This window comes from Pseudarthrobacter sp. PH31-O2 (assembly GCF_030063265.1).
Classification (GTDB): domain Bacteria; phylum Actinomycetota; class Actinomycetes; order Actinomycetales; family Micrococcaceae; genus Arthrobacter.
On the sequence record NZ_JASIST010000001.1, the window covers coordinates 219,041 to 242,769 of the forward strand.

Sequence of the window (23,729 nt, forward strand, 5' to 3'; positions counted from 1 at the left end):
CGCGGGTGGCTACGGTCGGGATAAACGCTTTATCGGTGTCCGTGCCGGCGTGCCAGCACGGACGGTTGCAGCTACGGGAGGCCGAAATGGCTCTAGACCAGATGAGCGCCGTTGCGGTTGGCACGCCGCCGGTGCCCAGCGGCAAGGGACGCATTGTCGTCAACTGGATCACCTCGACTGACCATAAGACCATCGGGTACATGTACCTGATTGCCTCTTTTGTGTTCTTTTGCTTCGGCGGTGTGATGGCGCTGTTGATCCGTGCCGAGCTGTTCGAACCGGGTATGCAGATCCTGCAGACCAAGGAGCAGTACAACCAGCTCTTCACGATGCACGGCACGGTGATGCTGCTGATGTTCGCGACGCCGCTGTTCGCGGGCTTCGCGAACGTGATTATGCCGCTGCAGATCGGTGCCCCCGACGTCGCCTTCCCGCGGCTGAACGCGCTGGCCTTCTGGTTTTTCCTCTTCGGCTCCACTATCGCCGTGTCCGGGTTCATCACTCCGCAGGGTGCGGCGTCGTTTGGCTGGTTTGCTTATGCGCCGTTGTCCAACACGACCTTCAGCCCCGGTGTGGGCGGTGACCTCTGGGTCTTTGGCCTGGCGCTGTCCGGTTTCGGTACCATCCTTGGCGCGGTGAACTTCATCACCACGGTTATTTGCATGCGTGCCCCGGGTATGACCATGTGGCGGATGCCGATTTTCACCTGGAACATCCTGGTGACGGCGATCCTGGTGCTGATGGCGTTCCCGCCGCTGGCCGCGGCGTTGTTCGCGCTCGGTGCTGACCGCCGCTTCGGGGCGCATATTTTTGATCCGGAGAACGGCGGCGCGGTCCTCTGGCAGCACCTGTTCTGGTTCTTCGGCCACCCCGAGGTTTACATCATTGCCCTGCCGTTCTTCGGCATCGTCACGGAGATTTTCCCGGTCTTCAGCCGCAAGCCGATCTTCGGCTACAAGGGCCTGGTCTATGCAACGATTTCCATTGCCGCGCTGTCCGTGACCGTGTGGGCGCACCACATGTACGTGACCGGCTCGGTGCTGCTGCCGTTCTTCTCATTTATGACCATGTTGATTGCCGTTCCGACCGGGGTGAAGTTCTTCAACTGGATCGGCACCATGTGGCGGGGATCGATTACCTTTGAGACGCCGATGTTGTGGAGCCTGGGCTTCCTGGCGACCTTCCTGTTCGGCGGCCTGACCGGCATCATCCTGGCTTCGCCGCCGCTGGACTTCCATGTCTCCGATTCCTACTTTGTGGTGGCTCACTTCCACTACGTGGTCTTCGGCACCGTGGTGTTCGCGATGTTCGCCGGGTTCTATTTCTGGTGGCCGAAGTTCACCGGGAAGATGCTCAACGAACGCCTCGGCAAGATCCATTTTTGGATGCTGTTCCTGGGCTTCCACGGCACCTTCCTGATCCAGCACTGGCTCGGCGTGGAGGGTATGCCGCGCCGCTATGCGGACTACATGCCGCAGGATAACTTCACCTGGATGAACCAGTTCTCCACCTACTCCTCGTTCCTGCTTGGCGCGTCGCTGATCCCGTTCTTCTGGAACGTCTACATCACCTGGCGCAGCAACGAACGCGTCGAAGTGGACGATCCGTGGGGCTTTGGCGCCTCTCTGGAGTGGGCCACCTCCTGCCCGCCGCCGCGGCACAACTTCACCTCGTTGCCGCGGATCCGCTCCGAGCGACCGGCCCTGGACCTCCACCACCCGGAGGTGAGCGCCCGCGTGCACGACGCTTCGCGTAGTCCGGCCGCTGCCACGCTGGGGGCAGCAGACCTGGGCGAGAGGGACCCGCGGTCCCCTGATCCCAGCGACTGAAGTCTGAACCCGTTGCACATTCCCGGTTGGGGGCGCGGGCTTTGGCAGCGCCGGGTCCGGGTCCAGCGAACATCCAGACTCCGCTGACAGACTGCTCGCTGGCCCCAAACAAAGGAATTCCCCACCATGATCACGCCTGCCCCAGCCCGCGAGTCGACTGACCGGACAGCCGCCACGACGGACACTTCGCCGCAGCCCCGGTTGCTGGGCCGACTGTCCGGCGAGGCTCTCGGGACGTTTTTTGTGGTGATCGCCGGCCTGGGCGTTCCCTTGTTCACGATCCCGCAGTCGAACCCGCTGTCGGCTCCGCTCGCCGCGGGACTGGCAGTTACAGCAGCGATGCTCGCGTTCGGATACCTCTCCGGCGGTCATTTTAATCCTGCCGTGACGGCGGGGAACGCCTTTGCCGGCCGGCTGCGGCCCGCTGACGCGGCGGCCTACATCGGCGCGCAATTGGTGGGCGCACTGCTGGCCGGGGTGACCCTCTTTGGCCTCCTGCGCACCGTCCCGAACATCGCCGACGCCAGAACGGCTTTCGACACGGTGAACGCCGGCTTCGGTGATCGGTCCGTCATCCAGGTCCCGATGGCGGGAGTGCTGCTCATTGAGGTGATCGGCGCCGCGCTGCTGGTCGCCGTCTACCTGGGCACCACCTCGCGGCGGAACCCCTCCCGGCTGGCGGCGCCCTTCGCCGTCGGCCTGACCACTGCGGTGCTCCTGCAGTTTGGCCAGGCGCCCGGTAACTCCCCCTTTAACCCGGCACGTGCCACCGCTTCCGCGCTCTTCAGCAGCCCGGATGCGCTCGGACAGCTGTGGCTGTTCTGGGTCGCCCCGCTGGTAGGTGCGGCCGTGGCGGGGCTCGCGGTCCGCGGCTTCGCGCAGCTGACGTTGGGCGCGTTGCCGGTTTCGGCTGGCGAGGCCGAGGAAGCCGACGAAGCTGACGAAGCTGAGGACCTGGGCGAGGCCGACGAAGCCGAGGAAGCCGACGACCTGGGCGAATCCGACGACTTGGGCGCACCGGACCCGGCTGAGGCACAGGTCCGGCTGGCTGCCGGTGGCGCGGCCGCCGGCAGCGACGAAGCGCGTGCTTTCTTCGACGGCGAACGCGGCAAGTAATCGGGTGCCGGAGCGGTGGCGCAATCCTGTCGGTGGGAGCCGATACCGTAGGAGTATGCGGTTATTGCACACCTCGGACTGGCATTTGGGCCGGTCATTCCACGGCGTCGGGATGCTGGATGCCCAGCGCGCGTTCATCGATCAGCTGGTCAGCTGCGTCCGTGATGAGGCGGTCGACGTCGTCCTCATCGCCGGCGACGTCTATGACCGTGCCCTGCCGGGGGTCGACGTCGTCCGCCTGCTCGACGACGCCCTGGTGGCCCTGACCGGTGCCGGTGCCCAGGTGGTCCTGACCAGCGGCAACCACGACTCGGCCATCCGGCTCGGCTTCGCGTCCCGGCTGCTGGAACGCGGGGGAGTGCACCTGCGCACCAGGCTCTCCGAGTTGGAGCAGCCAGTGCTGTTCCCGCTCGACGACGAAGCCGATGCCGTTGACGGCACCGGAGCCGTGCTCGCCATCTACGGTATCCCCTGGCTGGAGCCACGGCTGGTGGCCGAACAGCTCGGCGTCGGGACCGCGAGCCACTTCGAGGTAACCCGGGCGGCCACGGACCTGATCCGTGCCGATCTCGCGGCCCGGAGCGCCGGCCGAACGGTCCACTCCGTGGTGCTGGCGCATACCTTCGCCAGCGGCGGGATCAGTTCCGAGAGTGAACGGGACCTGAGCATTGGTGGTGTGGGTGCTGTGCCGCTGGACCTCTTCGACGGTTTTGGCTACACAGCGCTCGGCCACCTGCACGGGCGGCAGGAGCTCTCGCCCACCGTCCGCTACTCCGGCTCCCCGCTCGCCTATTCGTTCTCCGAAGCAAAGCACCGCAAAGGCAGCTGGCTCGTGGACGTCGACGCTGACGGCATCGGCGCGGTCCGGGAGGTGCTCTGGACAGCTCCGCGTACGCTGGCCGTGCTGCGCGGGAAATTGGCGGAGCTGCTCGTGTCGGAGGAACACGCCTGGGCCGAGTCTGCCTATTGCCAGATCACCCTGACCGACGCACAGCGCCCGGCGCAGGCCATGGAAAGGCTGCGCACGCGCTTCCCGGACACACTGGTGCTGGGGTTCGACCCGGAGGGTGCCGGTGCCGCCGCGAAGAGCAGTTACAGCAGCCGGCTCGCCGGCGCTACCGACGACCTTGCCGTCTGCTGCAGTTTCCTGGAGCACGTCCGGGGCCGCGGCGCCGACGACGGCGAGGCAGCTGTCCTGGCCCAAGCCCTGGAAGCCGTGCGCCTGGAAGGAATTTCACGGTGAGAATCCATCGCCTTGAGATCTCCGCCTTCGGACCCTTCGCCGGCACCGAACACATCGATTTTGACCGCCTGAGCGCCCATGGCCTGTTCCTGCTCAACGGTCCCACCGGAGCGGGGAAGACAAGCGTTCTGGACGCCATCTGCTTCGCCCTTTATGGGTCAGTGCCCGGGGCGCGGCAGGACGGCAAGCGGCTGCGGAGCGACCATGCCGAGGCCACCGCGGAGCCCCGGGTCACCTGTGAGTTCTCCGCCAGCGGCAGGCACTTCGAGGTCTCCCGCTCGCCGGCCTGGCAGAAGCCCAGCGCCCGGGGTAGGAGCGGCTTCACGGTGCAGCAGGCCAATACGCTGCTCCGGGAACGCGTTGACGGTGGATGGCTTGAAAAATCCGGCCGGAACGACGAAGCCGGCGCCGAGATCGCAGCGGTCCTCGGCATGAACCGGGAGCAGTTCACCCGTGTTGTAATGCTGCCGCAGGGCGACTTCGCGGCCTTCCTGCGGTCCAAGGCTGCCGACCGCCTGGAGCTGCTGCAGAGCCTCTTTGGTACCCAGCGTTTTGAGGCTGTTGAACAGGAGCTGGGCCGGAACGCGCAGGCAGCCCGCAGCGAGGTCGCCGGTCTCAATGGCCGGCTTGAGCTCCTGCTCGCGCAGGCGGAGGCTGAAACGGCAACGCTGGAACGCGACGGGGAGGCCGCTCCGGACCGCGCTGACACGGACTCGTTCCTGCCCTGGCTCCAGGCTCGTGCAGCCGGTGCCGCGGAACAACACCGTGCGGCAGCCCTGGCGGCCGACCGGCAGCGTGCTGAGCGACTGGCCGCCAGGGACGCCGCGGCAACACGGGATGCCCGCCAGTCCAGGCTGGCCGTTGCCCGCCGCCGGCAATCCGCGGCTGAGGCCGCGGCCCCCGCCATCGCAGCCAAGAGCAGACAGCTGGACCTGCATCGGCTGGCCGAAGTACTCGGCGGGCAACTGCAGGCGGTCGACGGTGCCGCCAGGGCCGAGGAAGATGCAAGGGCAGCGATGGCGGCGGCAGGACACGATCTGCGGACCGCGGCGCTTACCGACGACGAACTTGCCGCGTTAGAGACTGCGGCCGCGGACAGCGCCGCTAATGCTGACAGTTCCGCCTTCGACAGCGCTGCCTTCGATGGCGCTGCGCTGCGGCCTGCCCTGGCCGGATTGCGTACCCTGCGCGCCGTGCTCGAGGAGCGGCTGCCCGAGGAATCGAGCCTCGCCGGGCTCCGGAGCCGCGCCGCGCGGCTTGGCCTGGAGTTGGCCGGGCAGGAAGACAAGCGGGCATCAGGTGATGCTGCCCTGGCCGCCCTGGAGGCGGAGTCCATTGCCCTTCTCGCTTCAATGCATCCGCTCGAAGAACTCGCCGCCGAGGTGCAGTTGCGGTCCAAAGAAGCAGCGGCGGCCGAAGAACTGCTGGTCCTGGTCCGGCGGTACGCCCGGGCGGAGACCAGCTGCGAAGCCGTCGCGCAACGCCACGGCGTGGCCCGGGAAAGCTACCAGGACCTGCGCCAGGGCTGGCTCGATCTGCGTGAGGAACGGCTGGCCAATGCTGCCGCGGAACTGGCCTCCCAGCTGCTGCCCGGTCTCCCGTGCCTGGTGTGCGGCAGCCCCGAGCACCCGGCGCCCGCCCCGGCAGCGGCTTCGGCCCTGACGGTGGCCGAGGCCGAAGAGACCGCCCAGCGCGCCTGCGAGGCCGCGGAAGGCGCACTCGCGAGCCTCGAACGCGAACTCGCGGAGGCCCAGCAGGACGTTGCCGTGCTGGCGGCGCAGGGCGGCAATACCGCCCCTGACGTCGCCGCCCTCGACGCCGCCCTGGCCAGGGAACGTGCCGCGGAAGCGCAGCGCGCTGCGGCGGAGCTTGCCGCCAACCGCACCCGGCACGCCGAACTCGAGGAGGAGAGCGCCGCAGGCCAGCAGGCCCGAACGGCTGTGGACTCCAGCATTGCCCGGATCGGCTCCACCCTGGCCGAAGTCCAGGAACAGTCCGATGCCCTGGAACTGGCGCTCGACAAACTCAGGGCAGGACACCCGGTCCTGGCAGCCCGCATCACAGCCGTGGACGGTGCAACGGCCGTGCTGGAACGCGCCGAGGAAGCGCGGAACCTGCTGGAACAGGCCAGCGGCCGGTCCGCGGAGGCCCGTCGGCAGTTGGAGCTGGCCCTTCCCGGCACCGGTTTCGCATCCGCTGAGGCGGCCCGCGGCGCCCTGCTGCCGGCCGCGGCTGCGGCAGCCCTGGAAGCGGACGTCCGTGCCGGACTAGATGAAGCTGTCCGGATTGAGGAACTTTTTGCCAGCGAGGACCTGGTGCTGGCGGCGCACGAGCTGGCAACGGAGGGCCCGCTTGCCGCGGAGCTGGTGGAACGGCTCAGCGCAGAAGCCACCACGGCTGAGCGCGCCGCCAGGGACGCGGAACTTGAGGCCGGCCTCGCGGAAAAATCCGTACGCACCCTCGACACTATCGCCGACACCTATGTGCAACTCGCGGCGGCAGGTCAGGAACCGCGGGAACGGGCAGCACTGCTGACGGCGGTCGCGGACGCGGCACGCGGCGGGGGAGACAACACCTACCGGATGAGCCTGAACAGCTATGTCCTCGCGGCCCGGCTCGAACAGGTGGCTCTCGCCGCCTCAGAACGACTCGTCGCAATGAGCGATGGCCGCTACACCCTGCAGCACACCGACGCGAAGGCGGCCCGGGGGCAGAAATCCGGGCTCGGCCTGGAAGTGGTGGACCAGTGGACCGGGCAGCGCCGCGACACGGCAACGCTCTCGGGAGGGGAATCCTTTATGGCCTCGCTGGCCCTGGCCCTCGGCCTCGCGGACGTGGTACAGCAGGAATCCGGCGGTGTCGACATCGAGACGCTTTTTGTGGACGAAGGCTTCGGCAGCCTCGACGAACAAGCTCTCGAGCAGGTTATGGACGCGCTGGAGGGGCTCCGGGACGGCGGCCGGGTGGTCGGTCTGGTGAGCCACGTGGCCGAAATGAAGCAGCGCATCAGCACCCAGCTGCAGGTAGTCAAGGGGCGCAGCGGTTCCACCGTGCACATCTCCGATGACGGCCAGCCCTGACACGCATCTGACACCCTGGAGCCGCCGCGGCTGCCGGCCCTGTGCAGGCGTCGAACGATGCGGCTAGAATCGTACTGTTACCGGGTCGCGCGCATCGGGAGGAGGGACGATGCGCACCATTGAACGAACCCGGAATCATGACCCACTTCCCTCCCTCCCAAGCGCCCGCTTCGACGGCGCCGCAGCTCCCTGACACCACGGCGGCCTCCCTCTCGGGCCCGGCCGCACCTTCCCGCCCGCCCGCCCCGCCGGGGCCGGGCTCCTCGGCGCCTGCACCGCGCACCGCCGGACGATACGCCCGGTTGCCGCTGTTGGCAGGGCGGAGCTTCATCCCGGTCGGACTCTTCGCCAGGCTCCCGCTTGCGATGCTCACTGTCGGAACCCTCACCCTGGTCACCGCCGTCACCGGCTCCTACGCCGTCGGCGGCGTGTCGGCCGGCGCTGTAGGCATCGGCTCGGCTCTCGGGGCCCCGGTCCTCGGCGCGCTGGCGGACCGGCGGGGCCAACGGCCGGTGTTGCTCTTCGCCGCGGTCTTCAACACCGTCGCGGTTATCGCCTTGATCATTTCCGCCTACCTGATCCCCGGCGGACAGGACCTGGGTGCCGCCGTCCCCGTCCTGGCGGCCGCATTTGTGGCCGGCATCAGCAGCCCCCAAGTGGGGCCGCTGGCCCGGGTCCGATGGATGGCATTGACCTCCCGCGGCGGACGCGACGCCAATCCGGCGGATCTGGACACCGCGCTGTCCTACGAAGGCACCGCTGACGAACTTACATTTGTCCTGGGCCCGGCGCTTGTGGGTATCCTGGCGAGCCTGATCGCACCCTGGCTGCCGCTGGCCCTGGCCGCTGCCCTGACCATTACCCTCGTCCCGGCCTTTGCGGTCCACGATACGCACCGTGCGGTGGTCCGGACACCGGCGCGCACCACGGCATCGACCGCCCTTGCAAAGCAGTTGCGGGCGTCGCTTAGCGCCGGCGAGCGGGCAGGCGCCGTTGGCGCCGTCGCGCTCCCCGTGCTGGCCATGGTCTGTATGGGCACGTTCTTCGGATCCACCCAGACGGCGCTGAGTTCGTTCTCCGCCAGCTTCGCCACCGCAGAGCTGGCGGGCCTGCTGTATGCGGTGATGGGTCTGAGTTCGGCAGCGGCGGCGTTGTCGGTGGCGTACTGGTCCCAGCGGTTCACAGCCAACGCCCGGTGGCTGGTCTGCGCAGCCCTGATGGCTTCACTGGCGCTGCTTCTGTTGCTGCCTGCGGCCATTTTTCCCATGATCGTGGTGCTGCTGGTCCTGGGGCTGCCGGTGGGCCCGCTGATGGTCACAGTCTTCGCGATCGGCGGAATCGTCGCCCCGGCCGGAAAGCTGGGAACGGTCATGACCGCCCTGGCCAGCGGTATTGTTGCCGGCACCGCGATCGGTTCGTCCATCGCCGGGCAGTTGGCGCAGCACCAGGGCTACGCCACAGCATTTGTGGTGCCCGTCTGCGCGGCCGCGGCGCTGTTCCTGCTGGGAGCGGCAGGCGCCGTTGTGCTGCAACGCCGGAAGCCAAGCACGCCGGCTCCCTGAAGTTACACTGGCGCCGGTCCCCGCTCCGGGCACCCCTAACACTCCCGAAGAACCATTGGTGCTAGCGCAACGGCGGGTGGACGATCCTCACCCGCCAAGCTGGGCCTCGATGCGCCCGGCGCTGGCGGCCAGGGCCGCGGCGACTTCCGCAGGGTCCTGGGCCGCTCGGATGTAGACGACGGCGAGAGCCGCGGGCCGGCCGCCCGGAACCCGAACGGGGACGGCCATGGAGGAGACGCCGGCGAGGACCTCGTCGTGACTGGCAGAATAGCCGCGGCCGCGCGCCTCGGCCGCTTCGGCCCGGTACGGGATGCCGGGCGCGGCGGCGGCCCACTCCTCTTCCGATAAGGCCGACTGGATTGCGATTCCGGGGGCCCCGGCGCTGATCGGATGCCGGGTGCCCGGATGCTGCACGACGGTTGCCCCGGTATGCCGGGGATCGACGGTGACCAGGGTGACGCATTCCTCGCGGTCCCAGACGGCGACGAAAGCGCTCATCGTCAGCGCATTCGCGAGCTGGGTCAGCTCGGGCAAGGCCGCCGTCTGCAGGTTCCGGGACACGCCCCGGGCCAGAACGGCGAGGCCCGGTCCCGGCTGGACCCGTCCGCCGTCGTCGCGCACCAGCAGCGAGTGGTCCTCCAGGGTGCGCAGGATGCGGTACGCGACGGAGCGGTGCACTCCCAACTCGCCGGCGAGTTCGGCGATGGTCAGCGGGTGCTGGGCATCAGCCAGGATTTCCAGGGCGCGGATGCCGCGGGACAGCGTTTGGGACGGGGATGCCTGGGCGCTGCCGGCGGTCGGGGTCATACATCCATCCTAGGCGCGGGCGCGGGTGAAGCAGGGAAGCGACGTGTGGCCCTTGTGCTCTGAATCACGGTAGTCTAGCGTTCGATATGTGAATATCGAGTTCCATTATAGAACAACCTAGGTGGAATCAGGATCACGGCGCACTATGCTGCACCACACCGGCACCAGCCAGACGTCAATGTTGGGGCCGGCAAAGCTTTTTTGCATAAACGTGCGCTCTGTCACATATTTCATAGTAAGATCTAAATACTTACTGACCGTTCGATCAGTAAATCTTGAGGCATTGACTTGTTTTCATCGCACCCACCCGGGCAGCATCCCTGCCCCCAACTACGGAGTTTCAATGACCGCAACTTCAAGTGTCGATTCAGAGGCGGGTCCCAGCAGCAAGCATGAGGAACGCAAAGTCCTCGCGGGCACGCTGGTCGGGACCACCATCGAGTGGTATGACTTTTTCATCTTCGCCCAGCTGACAGCAACGCTGCTGTCGCCGCTGTTCCTGGCACCGTTGAACGCCTCGAACCCGGGACTGGCCCAGATCCTGTCCTTTGCCCTCATTGGCATCAGTTTTCTGTTCCGACCGCTCGGCGCCATTGTCGCCGGTCATCTGGGAGACCGGCTCGGCCGCAAGGCCATGCTGGTCTTCACGCTCGTGATGATGGGTGCGGCGACGGCGCTGATCGGCATGCTTCCCACCTACGCCCAGATCGGCGTCTGGGCTCCGATCCTGCTGATCCTGTTGCGCGTCATCCAGGGCTTCTCCGCCGGCGGCGAATGGGGCGGTGCCGCACTGATGGCCGTCGAGCATGCACCGATGAGCAAGCGCGGCCTCTTTGGCGCCTACCCGCAGATCGGCGTCCCGGTCGGCATGATCCTGGCCACCGGCCTGCTGTACTTCCTCAATACGTCCATGTCCAAGGAGGATTTCGCGTCCTGGGGTTGGCGTGTTCCGTTCCTGCTCTCCATCGTCCTGATCGTGGTCGGCTACCTGATCCGTCGCGCCGTCGCCGAGAGCCCCGTATTCAAGGAAATGTCGGCCCGCAAGGAAGAGAGCAAGGCCCCGCTGGGAGAGCTTATCCGTAAGCATAAAAAGGCCGTCCTCTACTCGACGATGATCTTCATTGGCAACAATGCCGCCGGCTACCTGCTGATCGCATTCTTTATCTCCTACGCCACCAAGTCCCTGAAGATGCCCACCCCGCAGATTCTGCTTGCCACCACGCTGGCTTCCTTTGGCTGGCTGATTTTCACCCTGGTTGGCGGCTGGCTGTCGGACAAGATCGGCAGGGTCAAGACCTTCCTGACCGGCTACGCAATCGTCTTCGCCTGGATGATCCCGATGTTTGCGCTCATCGACACCAGGAACATCGTGCTCTACGGCGTGGCGCTGTTTGTCCTGACCATCGGCCTGGGTCTGTCCTACGGTCCGATGTCGGCCATGTACGCCGAGATGTTCCCGGCGAACGTGCGCTACTCGGGTATCTCGATCGGTTACGCCTTCGGTGCCATCCTGGGCGGTGCATTTGCGGCCACCATCGCGGAGGCGCTGTTGCAGGGCACCAAGTGGACCGGTTCCATCGGTATCTACATCATGGTTCTCTGCGTGATTTCCGCGGTAGGCGTCATTCTTGCCGGGGAGACGAAGGGCCGTCCGCTCGGTGTCGCCCCCCATGTGCCGGCAGAATCGGTCCGGCACTAGCAGGCAACGCAGCACCGGAGGGACACGGGCCGCCTGTGCGCTGCTCCTGAACGTTGGACCGAGGCGTCGGTTCCGACGGCCAGGGGCAGTTCACGGTCCCGTGTCCCTTGACTTTAACCCAGGGCGCGTTCACTCAGTGCCCATCGGGAAAGCCCGGCCACGTCCGGAGAAGACGGATGACCGGCGCCCATCTGCTCCGGCGGCAGTTCCATCCATCCCTTGATGGTCAAACCGCTGCAGCCGGGCCGAGGGGCGGGCAGGCTGCGCGGTGTACGCGGGGGGACGGACGGGGGGATCCTGTGGCCGGAGCTTTTTAGGGTGCGGACGTGACCCGGCGGGAGAGCGTCGATTCGCGCTCCGTGGTCCGTGCGCCGTGCCGGCCGGCTGCTGGAAAGGCTGCAGCGCGAGCTTTTGGCCAACGCTGACGCGCTGCCCGTTCCGGCCCGGATCAAAGCGAACCGCCTGGCCGCCGCAACCCCGGGTTCCAGCATGGACCTTGCGACCGCGAAAAAATCCGCCCAAAGCGGGCAGGCGGAGCCGATGTCGGAGGTCCCCAGCCAGCCATGCCGACGACGAAGCAGACCTAGACGTCCCCAGCCTTCTTTGACTGCGGTACCGGAGGTTAATCCTGGCCCGGCAGGATGGATGTTGTGCCCAGCGCGGATGCCGACGGCGCGGCCCTGCCGCGGCAGATTAAGGCCGGCTGGTCCGCCAAAAAGCGGCCGGAGCCACCGCGGAGTCGGTTCGCGCCCGTCCCGGGCGTTCGGCGGGCCCGGATGTGACCCCGCCGTGCACTCAGACGCCCAGGAAGCTCACGGCGCCTTGCTTGAAGGCGCGGCTGGTGATGGCGTTGGTGTGGTTCCGGCCCGGCAGGACCAGCTGTTCGACCATGGCGCCGGCCGCCGCGCCGAGGGTGGCGAGTTCCGGCATGGAGGCGGCGCGCTCGTCCTTTTCCCCGGCCACCAGCAGCATCGGCATGTGCGGGACCGCCTCGGCGGGATTGAACGGCTCGGCCTTGATGGCTTCCACCAGGGACAGCAACGAAAAGATGTTGTTGCCCGGGAGCATCTGGGCCATCTTCAGCAGCCCGGCGGTGGACGGATCGGCGATCGGAGTGCCGTCGGCCAGGTAGCGCTGGGCGGCTGCCAGGTCAAAGTCGGCCAGCGGATCAGAAACATTGGGTCCGCCCAGGACCAGCCGGTGCACCAGTTCGTGCTGGGTGGCGCCGAATTCCCAGGCGAGCCGGGAGCCGAGGGAGTAGCCAATCACGTCCAGTCCGCTGCTCGGGTCCCCGTCGCGCAGCGGCCGGGCGCCGGCGTCGAACGCGATCTGCAACAGGTCCGCCCGGATCCTGCTGGGCGCATACGAGTCCCTGTCCTCGGGGGCGCCGCTGCGGCCGTGACCGGGCAGGTCCACAACGATCACGCGGCGGCCGGCCGCCAGCAATGCGGTCAGCCAGCCGGTGTCCTCCCAGTTGAGCTTGCCCGAGGAGGAGAAGCCGTGCAGCAGCAGCACCGGCCGCAGCCCGGCGTCGGAGTCCGGCTCGTGCACCCCAACATAGAGCTGGGGGTCGGTGCCCTCCACGGTGTGGGAATGCTGCTCGCCGGTGTGCCTGCCGCTCATGGTCTCAGTCCTCATCAAGTACGGCGCTCAGGCGTACCCGGCGCTTCGGTGCCTCGTCCTTCGGAACCGTGCCCACGATGCCGGCGGTGTTGTCCGGCACCTCGAATACGATCAGCGGCTCGCCGACGTTGATTTTGTCGCCCGGCCCGCCGTGGATACGCACTACCTTACCCGCCTGCGGGCTGGGCAATTCAACGGCCGACTTAGTGGTTTCGACCTCCACGAGGGGCTGGTTCCGCTCCACCTGATCGCCCGGGGAGACGAGCCATTCCAGCACGGTGGCCTCGATCAGGCCTTCGCCGAGATCAGGCAGCGGGAAGGAAATTTCAGCCACGTTTGTACTCCAATACTCGCTGGATCCCAAAGAGGATCCGGTCAATGTTCGGGATGTATTCATCCTCCAGGTCGCCGGAGGGGTAAGGGACATCAAAGCCGGTGACACGCTCCACCGGCGCCTTCAGCGTGTCGAAGCAGCCCTGTGTGATCAGCTGCGCCACCTCGGCACCCAGCCCGGAGGTCAGCGGCGCTTCGTGGACGACGACGGCGCGGCGGGTCTTGCGCACTGAGACGGCCAGCGCGGCGGCGTCGATCGGTTTGAGCCAGCGAAGATCCAGGACTTCGACGTCGATCCCGTCCTCGGCGGCAAGTTCGGCCACCTGCAGGCAGCGGGCCACCATGGCGCCCCAGGCGACGAGGGTGAGGTGGCGGCCCTCACGCATCACCTTGGCCCCGGTGGGGGAGCCCCCGGCCGGATCGTGGCTGGCGGTGTCCACCTCGCCCTTTTGCCAGTAGCGGGACTTCGGTTCCATAAAGATCACCGGGTCCGGCCGCGTGGCGGCGTATTTGAGCAGGTGGTAGGCCTCGTGTGGGTTTGAGGGCGAGACCACTTTCAGGCCCGGCACATGGGCGAAAAGCGCCTCCAGGCTTTCGCCGTGGTGTTCGGGGGCCCGGATGCCGCCGAAGCTGGGAACCCGCAGGGTAATGGGCATCGGCAGGGTGCCGCGGCTGCGGTAGTTCATCCTGGCCATCTGGCAGACGATCTGGTTGATCGCAGGGTAGGCAAAGCCGTCGAACTGGACTTCGGGGATGGGATGGAACCCGGCCATCGCCAAGCCCACGGACATACCAAGAATGCCGGATTCCGCCAGCGGGGTGTCAAAAACGCGCTGCTCGCCGTGTTTGGCCTGCAGTCCGTCCGTGATCCGGAAGACGCCGCCGAGCCGGCCGCAGTCCTCGCCGAAGATCAGGGCCTTCGGGTTTTCCGCGAGAACCTCATCGAGGGCGCGGTTCAGGGCCTGCTGCATGGACATCACCGTGGTGGCAACCGGACCATTCACGGCAGCTTCGGTTGTGAGCATCGAGTTAGACATGTTCGGACTCCTCGCGCCAGTTGGTGGCCTGACCCTGCAGGACAGGGGTGGTTTCCTGGAAAACCAGGTCAAACATTTCGGTGCCGGGGCGGGAGTCGAGTCCCTGGATTCCGGTGCGGATGAGTTCCTCTTCGGCTTTGGCTGCCGCGAGGGCCGCGGCGAAGAAGGCTTCGTCGGCGATGCCCTCGGCGAGCAGCCGCTGCCGGAAACGCTCCAGCGGATCGGCGCCGGCGCCGTCGCGCTCCTCGTCGAGGGAGCGGTAGCGTCCCGGATCGTCGGAGGTCGAGTGCGGTCCGCGCCGGTAGGTCATTGCCTCGATGAGCACCGGACCATTGCCGGCCCGGGCGTGCGCGAACGCGCGCCGGGTTGCCTCGACGACGGCGACCACATCATCGCCGTCGATCTGCAGCGCCGGCATTCCGTAGCCGGCGGCGCGGGCGGCGACGGAGCCGCCGGCCACCTGGCGTTCGGTGGGGACCGAGATCGCCCAGCCATTGTTCTGGACGAAGAACACCACTGGGGCCTTCATCACTGCGGCGAAGTTCAGGGCCTCATGGACGTCGCCCTGGGAGGATGCGCCGTCACCGAAGTACGTCAGGGCGACGCCGAGCTTGCCGTCGGCGGTGCCGGTCAGCGTCTGGCCGTGGGCCCAGCCCACCGCGTGCAGCACCGAGCCGGCCACGACAGCCTGGATCGGTGCGAGCCGGGACTTGACGGGGTCGTAAAGACCACCGTGCCAGCTGGCTTTGTGGGTCGCCATATACGCCACCATGTCCACGCCCAGGGTGCGGGCCACCCCCATCTCGCGGTAGGTGGGGAACACGAAGTCCCGGGTGGTGTCAACGGCGTAGCCGCTGCCAACCTGGGCGGCCTCCTGGCCGAGCTCGGGCGCGTAGCCGGGGATGATGCCCTGGCGCTGCCAGGCGATCGCCGATGCGTCGAGGTGGCGGACGGCCACCATCAGCGAATAGAGCTCGCGGAGCTGGGCGGGAGTGAGCGGGTCGGCGGCATCGCCGGCAGCCACGGGAAGAGTGTCCATGGCTGTGACCCTAGTCACCGCGTCGTCACTAGGCAATCAGCCGCCGAATCAGTAGCCAGACTGCACAGGGATGCCGGCTAAACCGCCGTCGAGCCTGTCAGTTTGTACATATCACGGCGCCGGACTCCCAGCCCAACTGACTCGCAGCTGAGGTCGTTCTGAGCCGCCAAAACGGCCTCAGCTGCGAGCTACTTGGACACGTTCGGACGGTTGCGGGTCAGCCGGGCGCCGATCCAGCAGGCCGCGGCAATGCCGGCGACCAGCGCGATGGTGCTGACGAGTTGCCTGCTGCTCTCCGGGCTGCTGAAGCCGACGGCGAAGATCAGGGCCAGCAGCACCAGGCCGAAGATGGTCAGCCCCGGGAAGCCCCTCATCCGCAGCGGCAGCTCGGTGCCCTCGCGGTCGGCCCGGCGGCGCAGGATCAGCTGGGACACCAGAGCGGAGCCCCAGACCATCAGGCAGGTCGAGCCGACCAGCTGGAAGAGCGCCGGCAGGATCTGCTCCGGAAAGAGCAGCTCCAGCACGGTGGCCAGGAAGCCGAAAGCCACGGAGACGCCGACGGCGAGCACGGGCACCCGCGCCTTATTGACCTTCGACAGGAACCGGGGAGCCTCGCCGCGTTCGGAGAGCGAGAAAACCATCCGGGAGGCGCCATAGAGGTTCGCGTTCAGCGCCGATAGCAGGGCGACGACGGCCACCAGGGTAATCGCGGTGCCGGCGCCGGGAATCCCCGCGGTGTCCAGGACGCCGGCGAACGGCGACGCCAGGGCATCCGAGGTGTAGGGCAGGACCGCCGCGATAACGAACACGGAGCCGATGTAAAAAACCAGGATCCGCCAGACGACGGTGCGGATTGCCTGGGCCACGCTGTGCCGCGGGTTCTCGGTCTCGGCGGCGGCCACGCTGACAATCTCGGTACCGCCGAAAGCGAAGATCACAACAAAGAGCGCGGTGGCAATGCCGCCGAAGCCCGTGGGGGCGAAATTGGCGGTGAAGTTGGTCAGTCCGGGGGAGGGGACGTCGGGCAGCAGGCCCAGCAGCAGGGCGGCGCCAATGCCGAGGAACAGCAGGATGGCGGTCACCTTGAGAATGGCGAACCAGAACTCAAATTCGCCGAAGTTCTTCACCCCGGCCAGATTGATCGCCGTGAACATCACCATAAAGACCAGCGACAGGGCCCAGACCGGGATTACCGGCCATACCGTGAACAGCAGGGCGGCGGCGCCGAGGGCCTCGGCGGCGATGACGACCACCAGTTGCAGCCACCAGAGCCAACCCACGGTGGCTCCGGCGGTCCGGCCCATGGCCTTGGCGGCGTAGACCGAAAAAGCACCGCTGTTGGGGTTGGCGGCGGCCATTTCCCCGAGGGCCCACATCACCAGGATGATCAGGGTTCCAGCGACCAGGTAGGAAATCAGGACGGCGGGTCCGGCGGCCTGGACGCCGGCTCCCGAGCCAAGGAAAAGGCCGGCGCCAATGGCGCTGCCGAGTCCCATCATGGTCAGTTGGCGTGGCTTCATGCTGTGGCCGAGTTTCAGGCCGGGGCGCTCTGCGGTGGACTTCATTGTCATGCTGGCGAACCTTTGTGTGGTGTGGATCTAAACGTCCTTATGGGACCTATTGAATTTACCGCGGCGGGCCAGGGCCGGAGTCCGCCAGCCGTGAGAGCATAGTGACAGTTTGCTCGCCTGAATCGGATTTACTGCAACGATTTGTGCTTCAAAAGACTCATTCTGGAGGAATGTTCGATGGATGTTGATCCCCTGGACGCCAAGATTGTTCGATTCTTCACCGATTCGCCCAGGGCCTCGGTGCTGGAAGCCTCCCGTGTGCTCAAGGTTGCCCGCGCCACCGTGCAGTCCCGGCTGGACCGGATGCAGGACAGTGGTGTCATCGGCTCGTGGGTGCCGCAGCCGGATCCGGCCCGCTTCGGGTTTCCGGTGGTGGCCTTCTGCTCCCTGACCATCAACCAGGACCTGGGGCACGATGCGGTGGTCGAGGCCCTCGCGGCGATTCCGGAGCTGATCGAGATCCACACCGTGTCCGGCAGTTCCGACCTGATGGCCCGGATCGCGGCACGCTCCAACCCGGACCTGCAGCGTGTGCTGGACGCCATGATCGCGACCCGGAGCGTGCTGCGCTCATCCTCGGTCATCGTGCTCAACACTCATTTCCAGGGCCGCACACTTCCGCTGCTGGAGGCGGCCGCCGCGGGGCGCTAAGCCGCGCCCCTCCGTCCCTGCCCGGCAGCCCGCGGGCGGGCCGAAACATTTTGCATCCGGCGGGTGGCGTCGTAGAATTAGTTCTAGTCAATCTGACTATAACTCCTCCGGCGGTCGGACCGGATCCGTCCGGGCGGTCCCGGGACCGGCCGGAAGGCCAGGACGCGGGGTGAACCACCATCTACACAACAGCTGCCAACGTCTCCGAGCGCCAGCTGGCGCCGCCTACGCTGGCCATCTCCACTGTGATCTTCGCCCTTCGCCCCAGCGAGCGCTCCGGCCGGCCAACCCTGTGGATCCCGCTGGTGCGCCGGATCCGCGAACCGTTTAAGGGGATGTGGGCGTTGCCCGGCGGCCCGCTCACCCATTCAGAGTCGCTGCCGGACGCAGCCTCGCGGAACCTGCGGGAAACCACCGGGCTGGCACCCCGCTACCTTGAGCAGCTCTACGCCTTCGGCGGCCTGCACCGCTCACCCACCCAGCGCGTGGTCTCCATCGTCTACTGGGCGCTGGTCCAGCCCACCGAGGCTGCGCTCGCCGACGAGTCCGAGAACGTCAAGTGGTTCCGTGCGGACCGGCTCGGCGAACTGGCCTTCGATCACCACGCGATCATCGACTACGGGCTCTGGCGGCTGCGCAACAAGATGGCTTACGGCTCCATCGCCTACCACCTGCTGGGCGAATACTTCACCCTGGCCCAGGTCCGGGAGGTCTACGAGGCTGTCCTGGACCGCGAACTGGACCCGGCCAATTTCCGCCGGCAGGTCAAGTCCACACCCGAAATCGAAGAAACCGACAAGTACCTGCAGGGCGGCAAACACCGTCCGCCCCGCCTCTACCGCTTTACCGGCAGCCCGGGCCTTGAACCAGACAACAGGAGCACACCATGAGCAGCGTCAATACGGCCATCCAGCTGATCACCCGCGAACAGGCCACCAGCAACGCCCAGGGCATGGCAACGGCCGCCACGTGCAGTCCGGCGCTCGCCCGCGGGCCCTGGGACTTCGACGTCGCCGAGGCCCTCGCCGGTGTGCCCGCCTACGGCCCCGGCGCCTCCGCCGCGGATGTGGCCCCGGCGGCGACCCCCCGGCAAGGGCAGCTGCCGGAGGAGTACAAGCGGGCCAGCGACGCCGAACTCGACGCCCGGATCCGGGCCGCCAAGGCAACGCTCGGGGACCGCGCCGTGGTCCTGGGCCACTTTTACCAGCGCGACGAGGTGGTGGCCTACGCCGACTTCGTGGGCGACTCGTTCCAGCTGGCCAACGCCGCACTGACCCGGCCCGACGCCGAGGCGATCATCTTCTGCGGGGTGCACTTTATGGCCGAAACCGCGGATATCCTCTCCCGCCCGGACCAGGCAGTCATCTTGCCCAACCTGGCCGCCGGCTGCTCCATGGCGGATATGGCGGACATCGATTCGGTGACCGAATGCTGGGAACAGCTCGAGGAACTGTTCGGCACCGAGCCCGACGCCGACGGCCGGGTTCCGGTCATCCCGGTCACGTACATGAACTCCTCCGCGGCGCTGAAGGGATTCTGCGGCGAGCGCGGCGGGATCGTGTGCACCTCCTCGAACGCCGCCACGGTGCTGGAATGGGCGTTTGAGCGCGGCCAGCGGGTGCTGTTCTTCCCGGACCAGCACCTGGGCCGCAACACCGCCAAGGCCATGGGGGTGCCGCTGGGGCAGATGCCGATGTGGAATCCGCGCAAGGAGCTCGGCGGCAACGTCGAACAGGCCCTGCAGGACTCCCGGGTGATCCTCTGGCACGGCTTCTGTTCGGTGCACAAGCGCTTTAATGTCGGCCAGATCGAGAAAGCCCGCGCCGAGTTCCCGGGCGTGCAGGTGATTGTGCACCCGGAGTGCCCGATGGAAGTGGTCGACGCCGCCGATTCGGCCGGTTCCACGGACTTCATCCGCAAGGCCATTGCGGCTGCGACGGAGCCGGCGACCTTCGCCGTCGGCACCGAGATCAACCTTGTCAACCGGCTGGCGGCGGAAAACCCGCAGCACACCATCTTCTGCCTGGATCCGGTGATCTGCCCCTGCTCCACGATGTACCGCATCCACCCCGGCTACCTCGCCTGGGTCCTGGAAGCGCTGGTCCGGGGCGAGGTCGTCAACCGCATCACGGTGGCGGGCGACGTCGCCGCCCCGGCACGGATCGCCCTTGAGCGGATGCTGGCGGCCCGGCCGTGACCAGGCGCCTGGTGGTGGTGGGCAGCGGCATCGCGGGTCTGTACGCAGCACTGCTGGCCTCCGACGCCGTGCCGGCATGTGAGGTGGTGCTCCTGAGCAAGGGAACGCTGGAGCAGAGCAACACCTTCTACGCCCAGGGCGGCATTTCGGCAGTGCTTGTGCCGGGGGAATCAGCGCCCGGAGACTCCGTGGCGGCCCACATTGCCGACACCCTCGCCGCCGGAGCCGGGCTCAATGACCCAGAGGCCGTCCGGGTGTTGTGTACCGAGGCAGCGCGGGACATCGCGGGGTTGCGGCGCTTTGGTGTTCACTTCGACGCCGGACCCGGCGGCGGCCCGGCCCTCGGCCTCGAAGCGGCACATTCCGCGGCCCGCATCCTGCACGCCGGCGGCGACGCGACGGGTTCCCGCATCGCCCGCGCCCTCGTCGCAGCTGTCCTCGAGCGTGCCCTCCGGGGACGGCTGCGGATCGAGACCGGCGCCTTCGTCACCGGGCTGCGCACCGAACACGCCGAAACCGGACCGGCGGCGGGCAGCGCCCGGATTACCGGCGTCGAGTACTTGTCCGGTGGCCAGCCGCGGCAGCTGGACACCGGCGCGGTCCTCCTGGCCACTGGCGGCGCCGGACGGCTTTTCAGCCGGACCAGCAACCCCTCCGTCGCCACGGCCGACGGCCTGGCCCTCGCCTGGCGGGCGGGGGCTGCCGTCCGGGACCTGGAGTTCTTCCAGTTCCACCCCACCACCCTGGCGGCCGAGGAGGTCCCCGGGGGCCCGCCGGCGCTGCTCATTTCCGAGGCGGTCCGCGGGGAAGGCGCCGTGCTGCTCGACGCCGCCGGCTACCGCTTTATGCCGGACTACCACCCCGACGCCGAACTGGCCCCGCGCGACGTTGTCTCCCGCAGCATTGCCCTGCACCTGGCCGCGACAGGCGCGCCCGCGGACAGCCCCGTGTACCTGGACGCCCGGGGGCTGGAGGCGTCCCGCGGTCCCGGGTTCCTGGCCCGGCGGTTCCCCACCATCACCGCCGCCACCCGCGCCGCGGGCTACGACTGGGCCACCGAAGTGCTTCCGGTGTCCCCGGCAGCGCACTACTGGATGGGCGGGGTAGCCACCGACCTGTGGGGCCGCACGTCCGTGCCGGGACTCTACGCGGCCGGGGAAGTCGCCTGCACGGGCGCACACGGAGCCAACCGGCTGGCCAGCAATTCGCTGCTGGAGGGTCTCGTCTTCGGCCGCCGGGCCGTGGAGGCTTTCCTGGGCCGAGCCGGCACGGACCCTGCTCCGGCAGTTTGGCCCGCCCGTGCCGGTGCTGAACGCCCCGCCCCGGAGCCCGCCCCGGAGCCCGGCCCGGGCGGTGAGCCTTTCAGCCGGGACGCCCTGCGTCGCCTGATGACCGGTGCCGCCGGAGTGCTGCGCACCCGAGCCGGACTCGAGGACGCCGCCGCGCGGCTGTCGCAGTGGTCTGCCGTTGCCGGCGCGGCCGACGGGCTCCCGCAACAGGGACCCGGCTCCGGCCCGGCGGCGCACGAGGACCGGAACCTGCTGCTGGCCGCCGGGCTGCTGGTGGCAGCCGCCCGGCAGCGAACGGCCCCGGCGGGCGCCCACTTTATGGCGGACGCCGACGCCGGCGCCGGACCCTCCGGACCCGCCCCGGTGCCCGCTGCCCCCACCTGCTCCATCCCGGTGGCCACCGCACCCGGCCGCCGGCAGCCAGCCGCACCCCGCCCGAAACAAAGGATTTCGTTATGACAGCACCCGCCGCACCCCGCCAGGCCGCCGTCCCGGTGCCAGCGCTCGCCGAAACCCTGCCCGCGGCCGCCGTCGACGCCGTGCTGCGCGCCGCCCTGCTTGAGGATGCGCCCTATGGCGACATCACCTCCCAGACGCTGATCCCCGCGGACACGCGGGCGACGGCGGTCCTGTCCGCCCGCGTGTCCGGTGTGTTCAGCGGCGGTGAGGTCTTTGCCGCCGCGATGAAGCTCACAGATTCCGGGGCCGACGTTGAACTCCTGGTCGCTGACGGAACCGCCTTTGCCGCCGGCACGGCGCTCGCAAGGGTCAGCGGGAACGCCCGCGCCGTGCTGCTCGCCGAACGTGTCGCCCTGAACCTGGTCCAGCGGATGAGCGCCATTGCCAGCAAAACAGCGGAATTTGTCGCCCGTGTCGACGGTACCGGGGCGCGCATCACGGACACCCGCAAAACGACGCCGGGCTTGCGGGTGCTGGAGCGGTACGCCGTCCGTTGCGGCGGCGGAGCCAACCACCGCTTTGGCCTCTCGGACGCGGTGCTGGCCAAGGACAACCACCTGGCCGTCCTGACCGGGGGAGACCCGTGGAGGCTTACGGAAGTGCTGCGGGCGGCCAAAGCGCGCCTGGGGCACACCACACACTTCGAAGTGGAGGTGGACAGGATGGACCAGATCGAACCCGTGCTGGCCGCCGGGGTGGACACCATCATGCTGGACAATTTCACCCTGGCGGATCTTGCCGCGGGAGTGGCCCTGGTGGCCGGCCGGGCCCGGGTCGAGGCCAGTGGCAACGTCAACCTGGCCACCGTGGCAGGGATCGCCGCTGCCGGGGTGGATGTGATCTCGATCGGCGGGCTCACCCACAGCGTCGCCGCCCTGGACCTGGGACTGGATATTGAACTCGGCGTCGACCTGGACCGTGGCCCCGGTATGGAACCTGGCAGCCGGCGGACGGCGGATCAGGGGAGGCCATGATCTTCCTCGACGCCGCGGCCACCACACCGGTCCGCCGCGAGGTACTGGACGCCATGTGGCCGTACCTCACGGGGGAGTTCGGCAACCCCTCGAGCCGGCATTCCTTCGGAGACTCCGCAGCTCAGGCGCTCGCCGATGCGCGCGCAGTGACGGCCAGGGCGCTGGGCTGCCGCCCGGGTGAGATCGTCTTCACCTCCGGTGGCACGGAGGCGGACAACCTGGCCGTCCAAGGCATCGCCCTTGCCCGCCGCACCGCAGACCCCCGGCTGGACCGGGTGGTGATCAGTGCCGTCGAGCATCCTGCGGTGGAAGAATCCGCCCGCTTCCTGGAGCGCGTCCACGGCTTCAGCGTCGACGTTGTTCCGGTGGATTCCCTCGGCCGGGTCACCGAAGCTGCCCTCGCCGCCGTGCTCCGGCCGGAAACGGCCCTGGTCAGCATTATGTACGCCAACAACGAAGTGGGAACGGTGCAGCCGATTGCCCGGCTGGCCGCACTGGCCCGCGCACAGCGAATTCCGTTCCACACCGACGCGGTCCAGGCTGCCGGCTGGTTGCCGCTCGACACGGCAGCACTCGGCGTTGATGCCCTGAGTATCTCCGGCCACAAATTGGGGGCGCCGAAAGGACAGGGCGCTCTGTTCGTCCGCGGCAGGATCCGGCTGGAACCCTTGATCCATGGCGGCGGGCAGGAACGCGGGCGCCGGTCGGGGACCGAAAACGTGGCCGGAGCGGTAGCCCTCGCGACGGCGCTCACCCTCTCACAGGACGGTCAGCAGGCCCGTGCGGCCCTGGTGGCGGAACTCCGTGATGACTTCATCGGCGCGGTAAGGGCGGGGGTTCCGGGCGCGGTCCTGACCGGCGACCCGGCCGAGCGGCTGCCCTCCGTGGCCTCGTTCTGTTTCCCGGGGACCAGCGGTGAATCCGTGCTGCTGGAGCTCGAACGCCATGGAGTCATCTGCTCCAGCGGTTCGGCCTGCGCCGCGGGGTCCGATGAGCCCTCCCCGGTGCTGCTGGCGATGGGCTTCGACGCCACAACCGCCCAGACCGCTGTCCGTTTCAGCTTTGACGCCACCATCACGGCGGCGGAACTGCGGGAGGCGGCGGCCGCGGTCCGCACCGCCGTCGTCAGCGTCCAGTCCCTCGACCCAACTAGCTAGCAGCACGGGTCGTTTTGACCGCCCAAAACGACACCTGCTGCGAGTCAGTTGGGCGGGGCAGGA

General features: G+C 68.0%; 18 protein-coding genes. 12 read left to right on the forward strand and 6 right to left on the reverse strand.

All coding sequences use genetic code 11. From position 1 onward, the window contains the following. Nucleotides 1-86: 86 nt before the first annotated feature. The 5 genes from ctaD to QMG72_RS00980 all read left to right on the forward strand — a co-directional run bounded on the left by ctaD (nucleotide 87) and on the right by QMG72_RS00980 (nucleotide 8,830). Entirely contained in the window at nucleotides 87-1,829 is a 1,743-nt protein-coding gene (gene ctaD, locus QMG72_RS00960; protein ID WP_282468005.1) for an aa3-type cytochrome oxidase subunit I, read from the forward strand. Between the two features lie 126 nt (nucleotides 1,830-1,955). After that, entirely contained in the window at nucleotides 1,956-2,945 is a 990-nt protein-coding gene (locus QMG72_RS00965; protein WP_226774598.1) for an MIP/aquaporin family protein, read from the forward strand. 55 nt (nucleotides 2,946-3,000) lie between these two features. Beyond that, nucleotides 3,001-4,188, forward strand: a complete 1,188-nt coding sequence (locus QMG72_RS00970; RefSeq protein ID WP_226774597.1) for an exonuclease SbcCD subunit D — start codon at nucleotides 3,001-3,003, stop codon at nucleotides 4,186-4,188. Beyond that, nucleotides 4,185-7,268: an AAA family ATPase gene (locus QMG72_RS00975; protein WP_283479347.1), complete on the forward strand. Its 3,084-nt coding sequence runs from the start codon at nucleotides 4,185-4,187 to the stop codon at nucleotides 7,266-7,268. The genes QMG72_RS00970 and QMG72_RS00975 overlap by 4 nt, the downstream gene beginning before the upstream one ends. 137 nt (nucleotides 7,269-7,405) lie before the next feature. After that, the gene (locus QMG72_RS00980) at nucleotides 7,406-8,830 is read left to right on the forward strand and encodes an MFS transporter (protein ID WP_282360401.1); all 1,425 of its coding nucleotides are present in this window, start codon (nucleotides 7,406-7,408) and stop codon (nucleotides 8,828-8,830) included. Between the two features lie 87 nt (nucleotides 8,831-8,917). Here QMG72_RS00980 and QMG72_RS00985 read toward each other — a convergent pair whose 3' ends face one another. After that, the gene (locus QMG72_RS00985; RefSeq protein ID WP_226773335.1) at nucleotides 8,918-9,637 is read right to left on the reverse strand and encodes an IclR family transcriptional regulator; all 720 of its coding nucleotides are present in this window, start codon (nucleotides 9,635-9,637) and stop codon (nucleotides 8,918-8,920) included. A 343-nt stretch (nucleotides 9,638-9,980) separates the two neighbouring features. On the opposite strand from QMG72_RS00985, the gene QMG72_RS00990 reads away from it, so the two are divergent. Next, a complete protein-coding gene (locus QMG72_RS00990) occupies nucleotides 9,981-11,336 on the forward strand; it encodes an MFS transporter (RefSeq protein ID WP_283479350.1) in 1,356 nt (451 codons plus the stop codon). 795 nt (nucleotides 11,337-12,131) lie between these two features. Here QMG72_RS00990 and QMG72_RS00995 read toward each other — a convergent pair. The 5 genes from QMG72_RS00995 to QMG72_RS01015 form a co-directional block, all read right to left on the reverse strand. After that, nucleotides 12,132-12,959, reverse strand: coding sequence for an alpha/beta fold hydrolase (locus QMG72_RS00995; protein ID WP_283479352.1), 828 nt, complete (start codon nucleotides 12,957-12,959; stop codon nucleotides 12,132-12,134). Between the two features lie 4 nt (nucleotides 12,960-12,963). Further along, the gene (locus QMG72_RS01000) at nucleotides 12,964-13,293 is read right to left on the reverse strand and encodes a biotin/lipoyl-containing protein (protein ID WP_226774823.1); all 330 of its coding nucleotides are present in this window, start codon (nucleotides 13,291-13,293) and stop codon (nucleotides 12,964-12,966) included. After that, nucleotides 13,286-14,329 carry an alpha-ketoacid dehydrogenase subunit beta gene (locus tag QMG72_RS01005; RefSeq protein ID WP_283479355.1) on the reverse strand — a complete coding sequence of 348 codons (1,044 nt, stop codon included), beginning with the start codon at nucleotides 14,327-14,329 and terminating at the stop codon, nucleotides 13,286-13,288. Before QMG72_RS01005 ends, QMG72_RS01000 begins: the two co-directional genes overlap by 8 nt. Then, on the reverse strand, nucleotides 14,322-15,368 hold the full coding sequence (locus QMG72_RS01010; RefSeq protein ID WP_283479357.1) for a thiamine pyrophosphate-dependent enzyme: 1,047 nt from the start codon (nucleotides 15,366-15,368) through the stop codon (nucleotides 14,322-14,324). The genes QMG72_RS01005 and QMG72_RS01010 overlap by 8 nt, the downstream gene beginning before the upstream one ends. 188 nt (nucleotides 15,369-15,556) lie before the next feature. Continuing rightward, complete coding sequence (locus QMG72_RS01015) at nucleotides 15,557-16,939, reverse strand: amino acid permease (RefSeq protein WP_282360398.1); 1,383 nt, start codon at nucleotides 16,937-16,939, stop codon at nucleotides 15,557-15,559. Between the two features lie 177 nt (nucleotides 16,940-17,116). On the opposite strand from QMG72_RS01015, the gene QMG72_RS01020 reads away from it, so the two are divergent. From QMG72_RS01020 to QMG72_RS01045, 6 genes are all read left to right on the forward strand, one after another. Then, the gene (locus QMG72_RS01020) at nucleotides 17,117-17,590 is read left to right on the forward strand and encodes an Lrp/AsnC family transcriptional regulator (protein ID WP_283479359.1); all 474 of its coding nucleotides are present in this window, start codon (nucleotides 17,117-17,119) and stop codon (nucleotides 17,588-17,590) included. 179 nt (nucleotides 17,591-17,769) lie between these two features. Continuing rightward, nucleotides 17,770-18,480: an NUDIX hydrolase gene (locus tag QMG72_RS01025; RefSeq protein WP_283479720.1), complete on the forward strand. Its 711-nt coding sequence runs from the start codon at nucleotides 17,770-17,772 to the stop codon at nucleotides 18,478-18,480. After that, entirely contained in the window at nucleotides 18,477-19,787 is a 1,311-nt protein-coding gene (gene nadA, locus QMG72_RS01030; RefSeq protein ID WP_283479361.1) for a quinolinate synthase NadA, read from the forward strand. Before QMG72_RS01025 ends, nadA begins: the two co-directional genes overlap by 4 nt. Next, complete coding sequence (gene nadB, locus QMG72_RS01035; RefSeq protein WP_283479362.1) at nucleotides 19,784-21,535, forward strand: L-aspartate oxidase; 1,752 nt, start codon at nucleotides 19,784-19,786, stop codon at nucleotides 21,533-21,535. Before nadA ends, nadB begins: the two co-directional genes overlap by 4 nt. Beyond that, nucleotides 21,532-22,509 (forward strand): carboxylating nicotinate-nucleotide diphosphorylase, encoded by a 978-nt coding sequence (gene nadC / locus QMG72_RS01040; RefSeq protein WP_283479363.1) that lies wholly within the window; start codon nucleotides 21,532-21,534, stop codon nucleotides 22,507-22,509. The genes nadB and nadC overlap by 4 nt, the downstream gene beginning before the upstream one ends. Further along, on the forward strand, nucleotides 22,506-23,666 hold the full coding sequence (locus tag QMG72_RS01045; RefSeq protein WP_226774600.1) for a cysteine desulfurase family protein: 1,161 nt from the start codon (nucleotides 22,506-22,508) through the stop codon (nucleotides 23,664-23,666). Before nadC ends, QMG72_RS01045 begins: the two co-directional genes overlap by 4 nt. The last annotated feature ends 63 nt before the right edge of the window (nucleotides 23,667-23,729 follow it).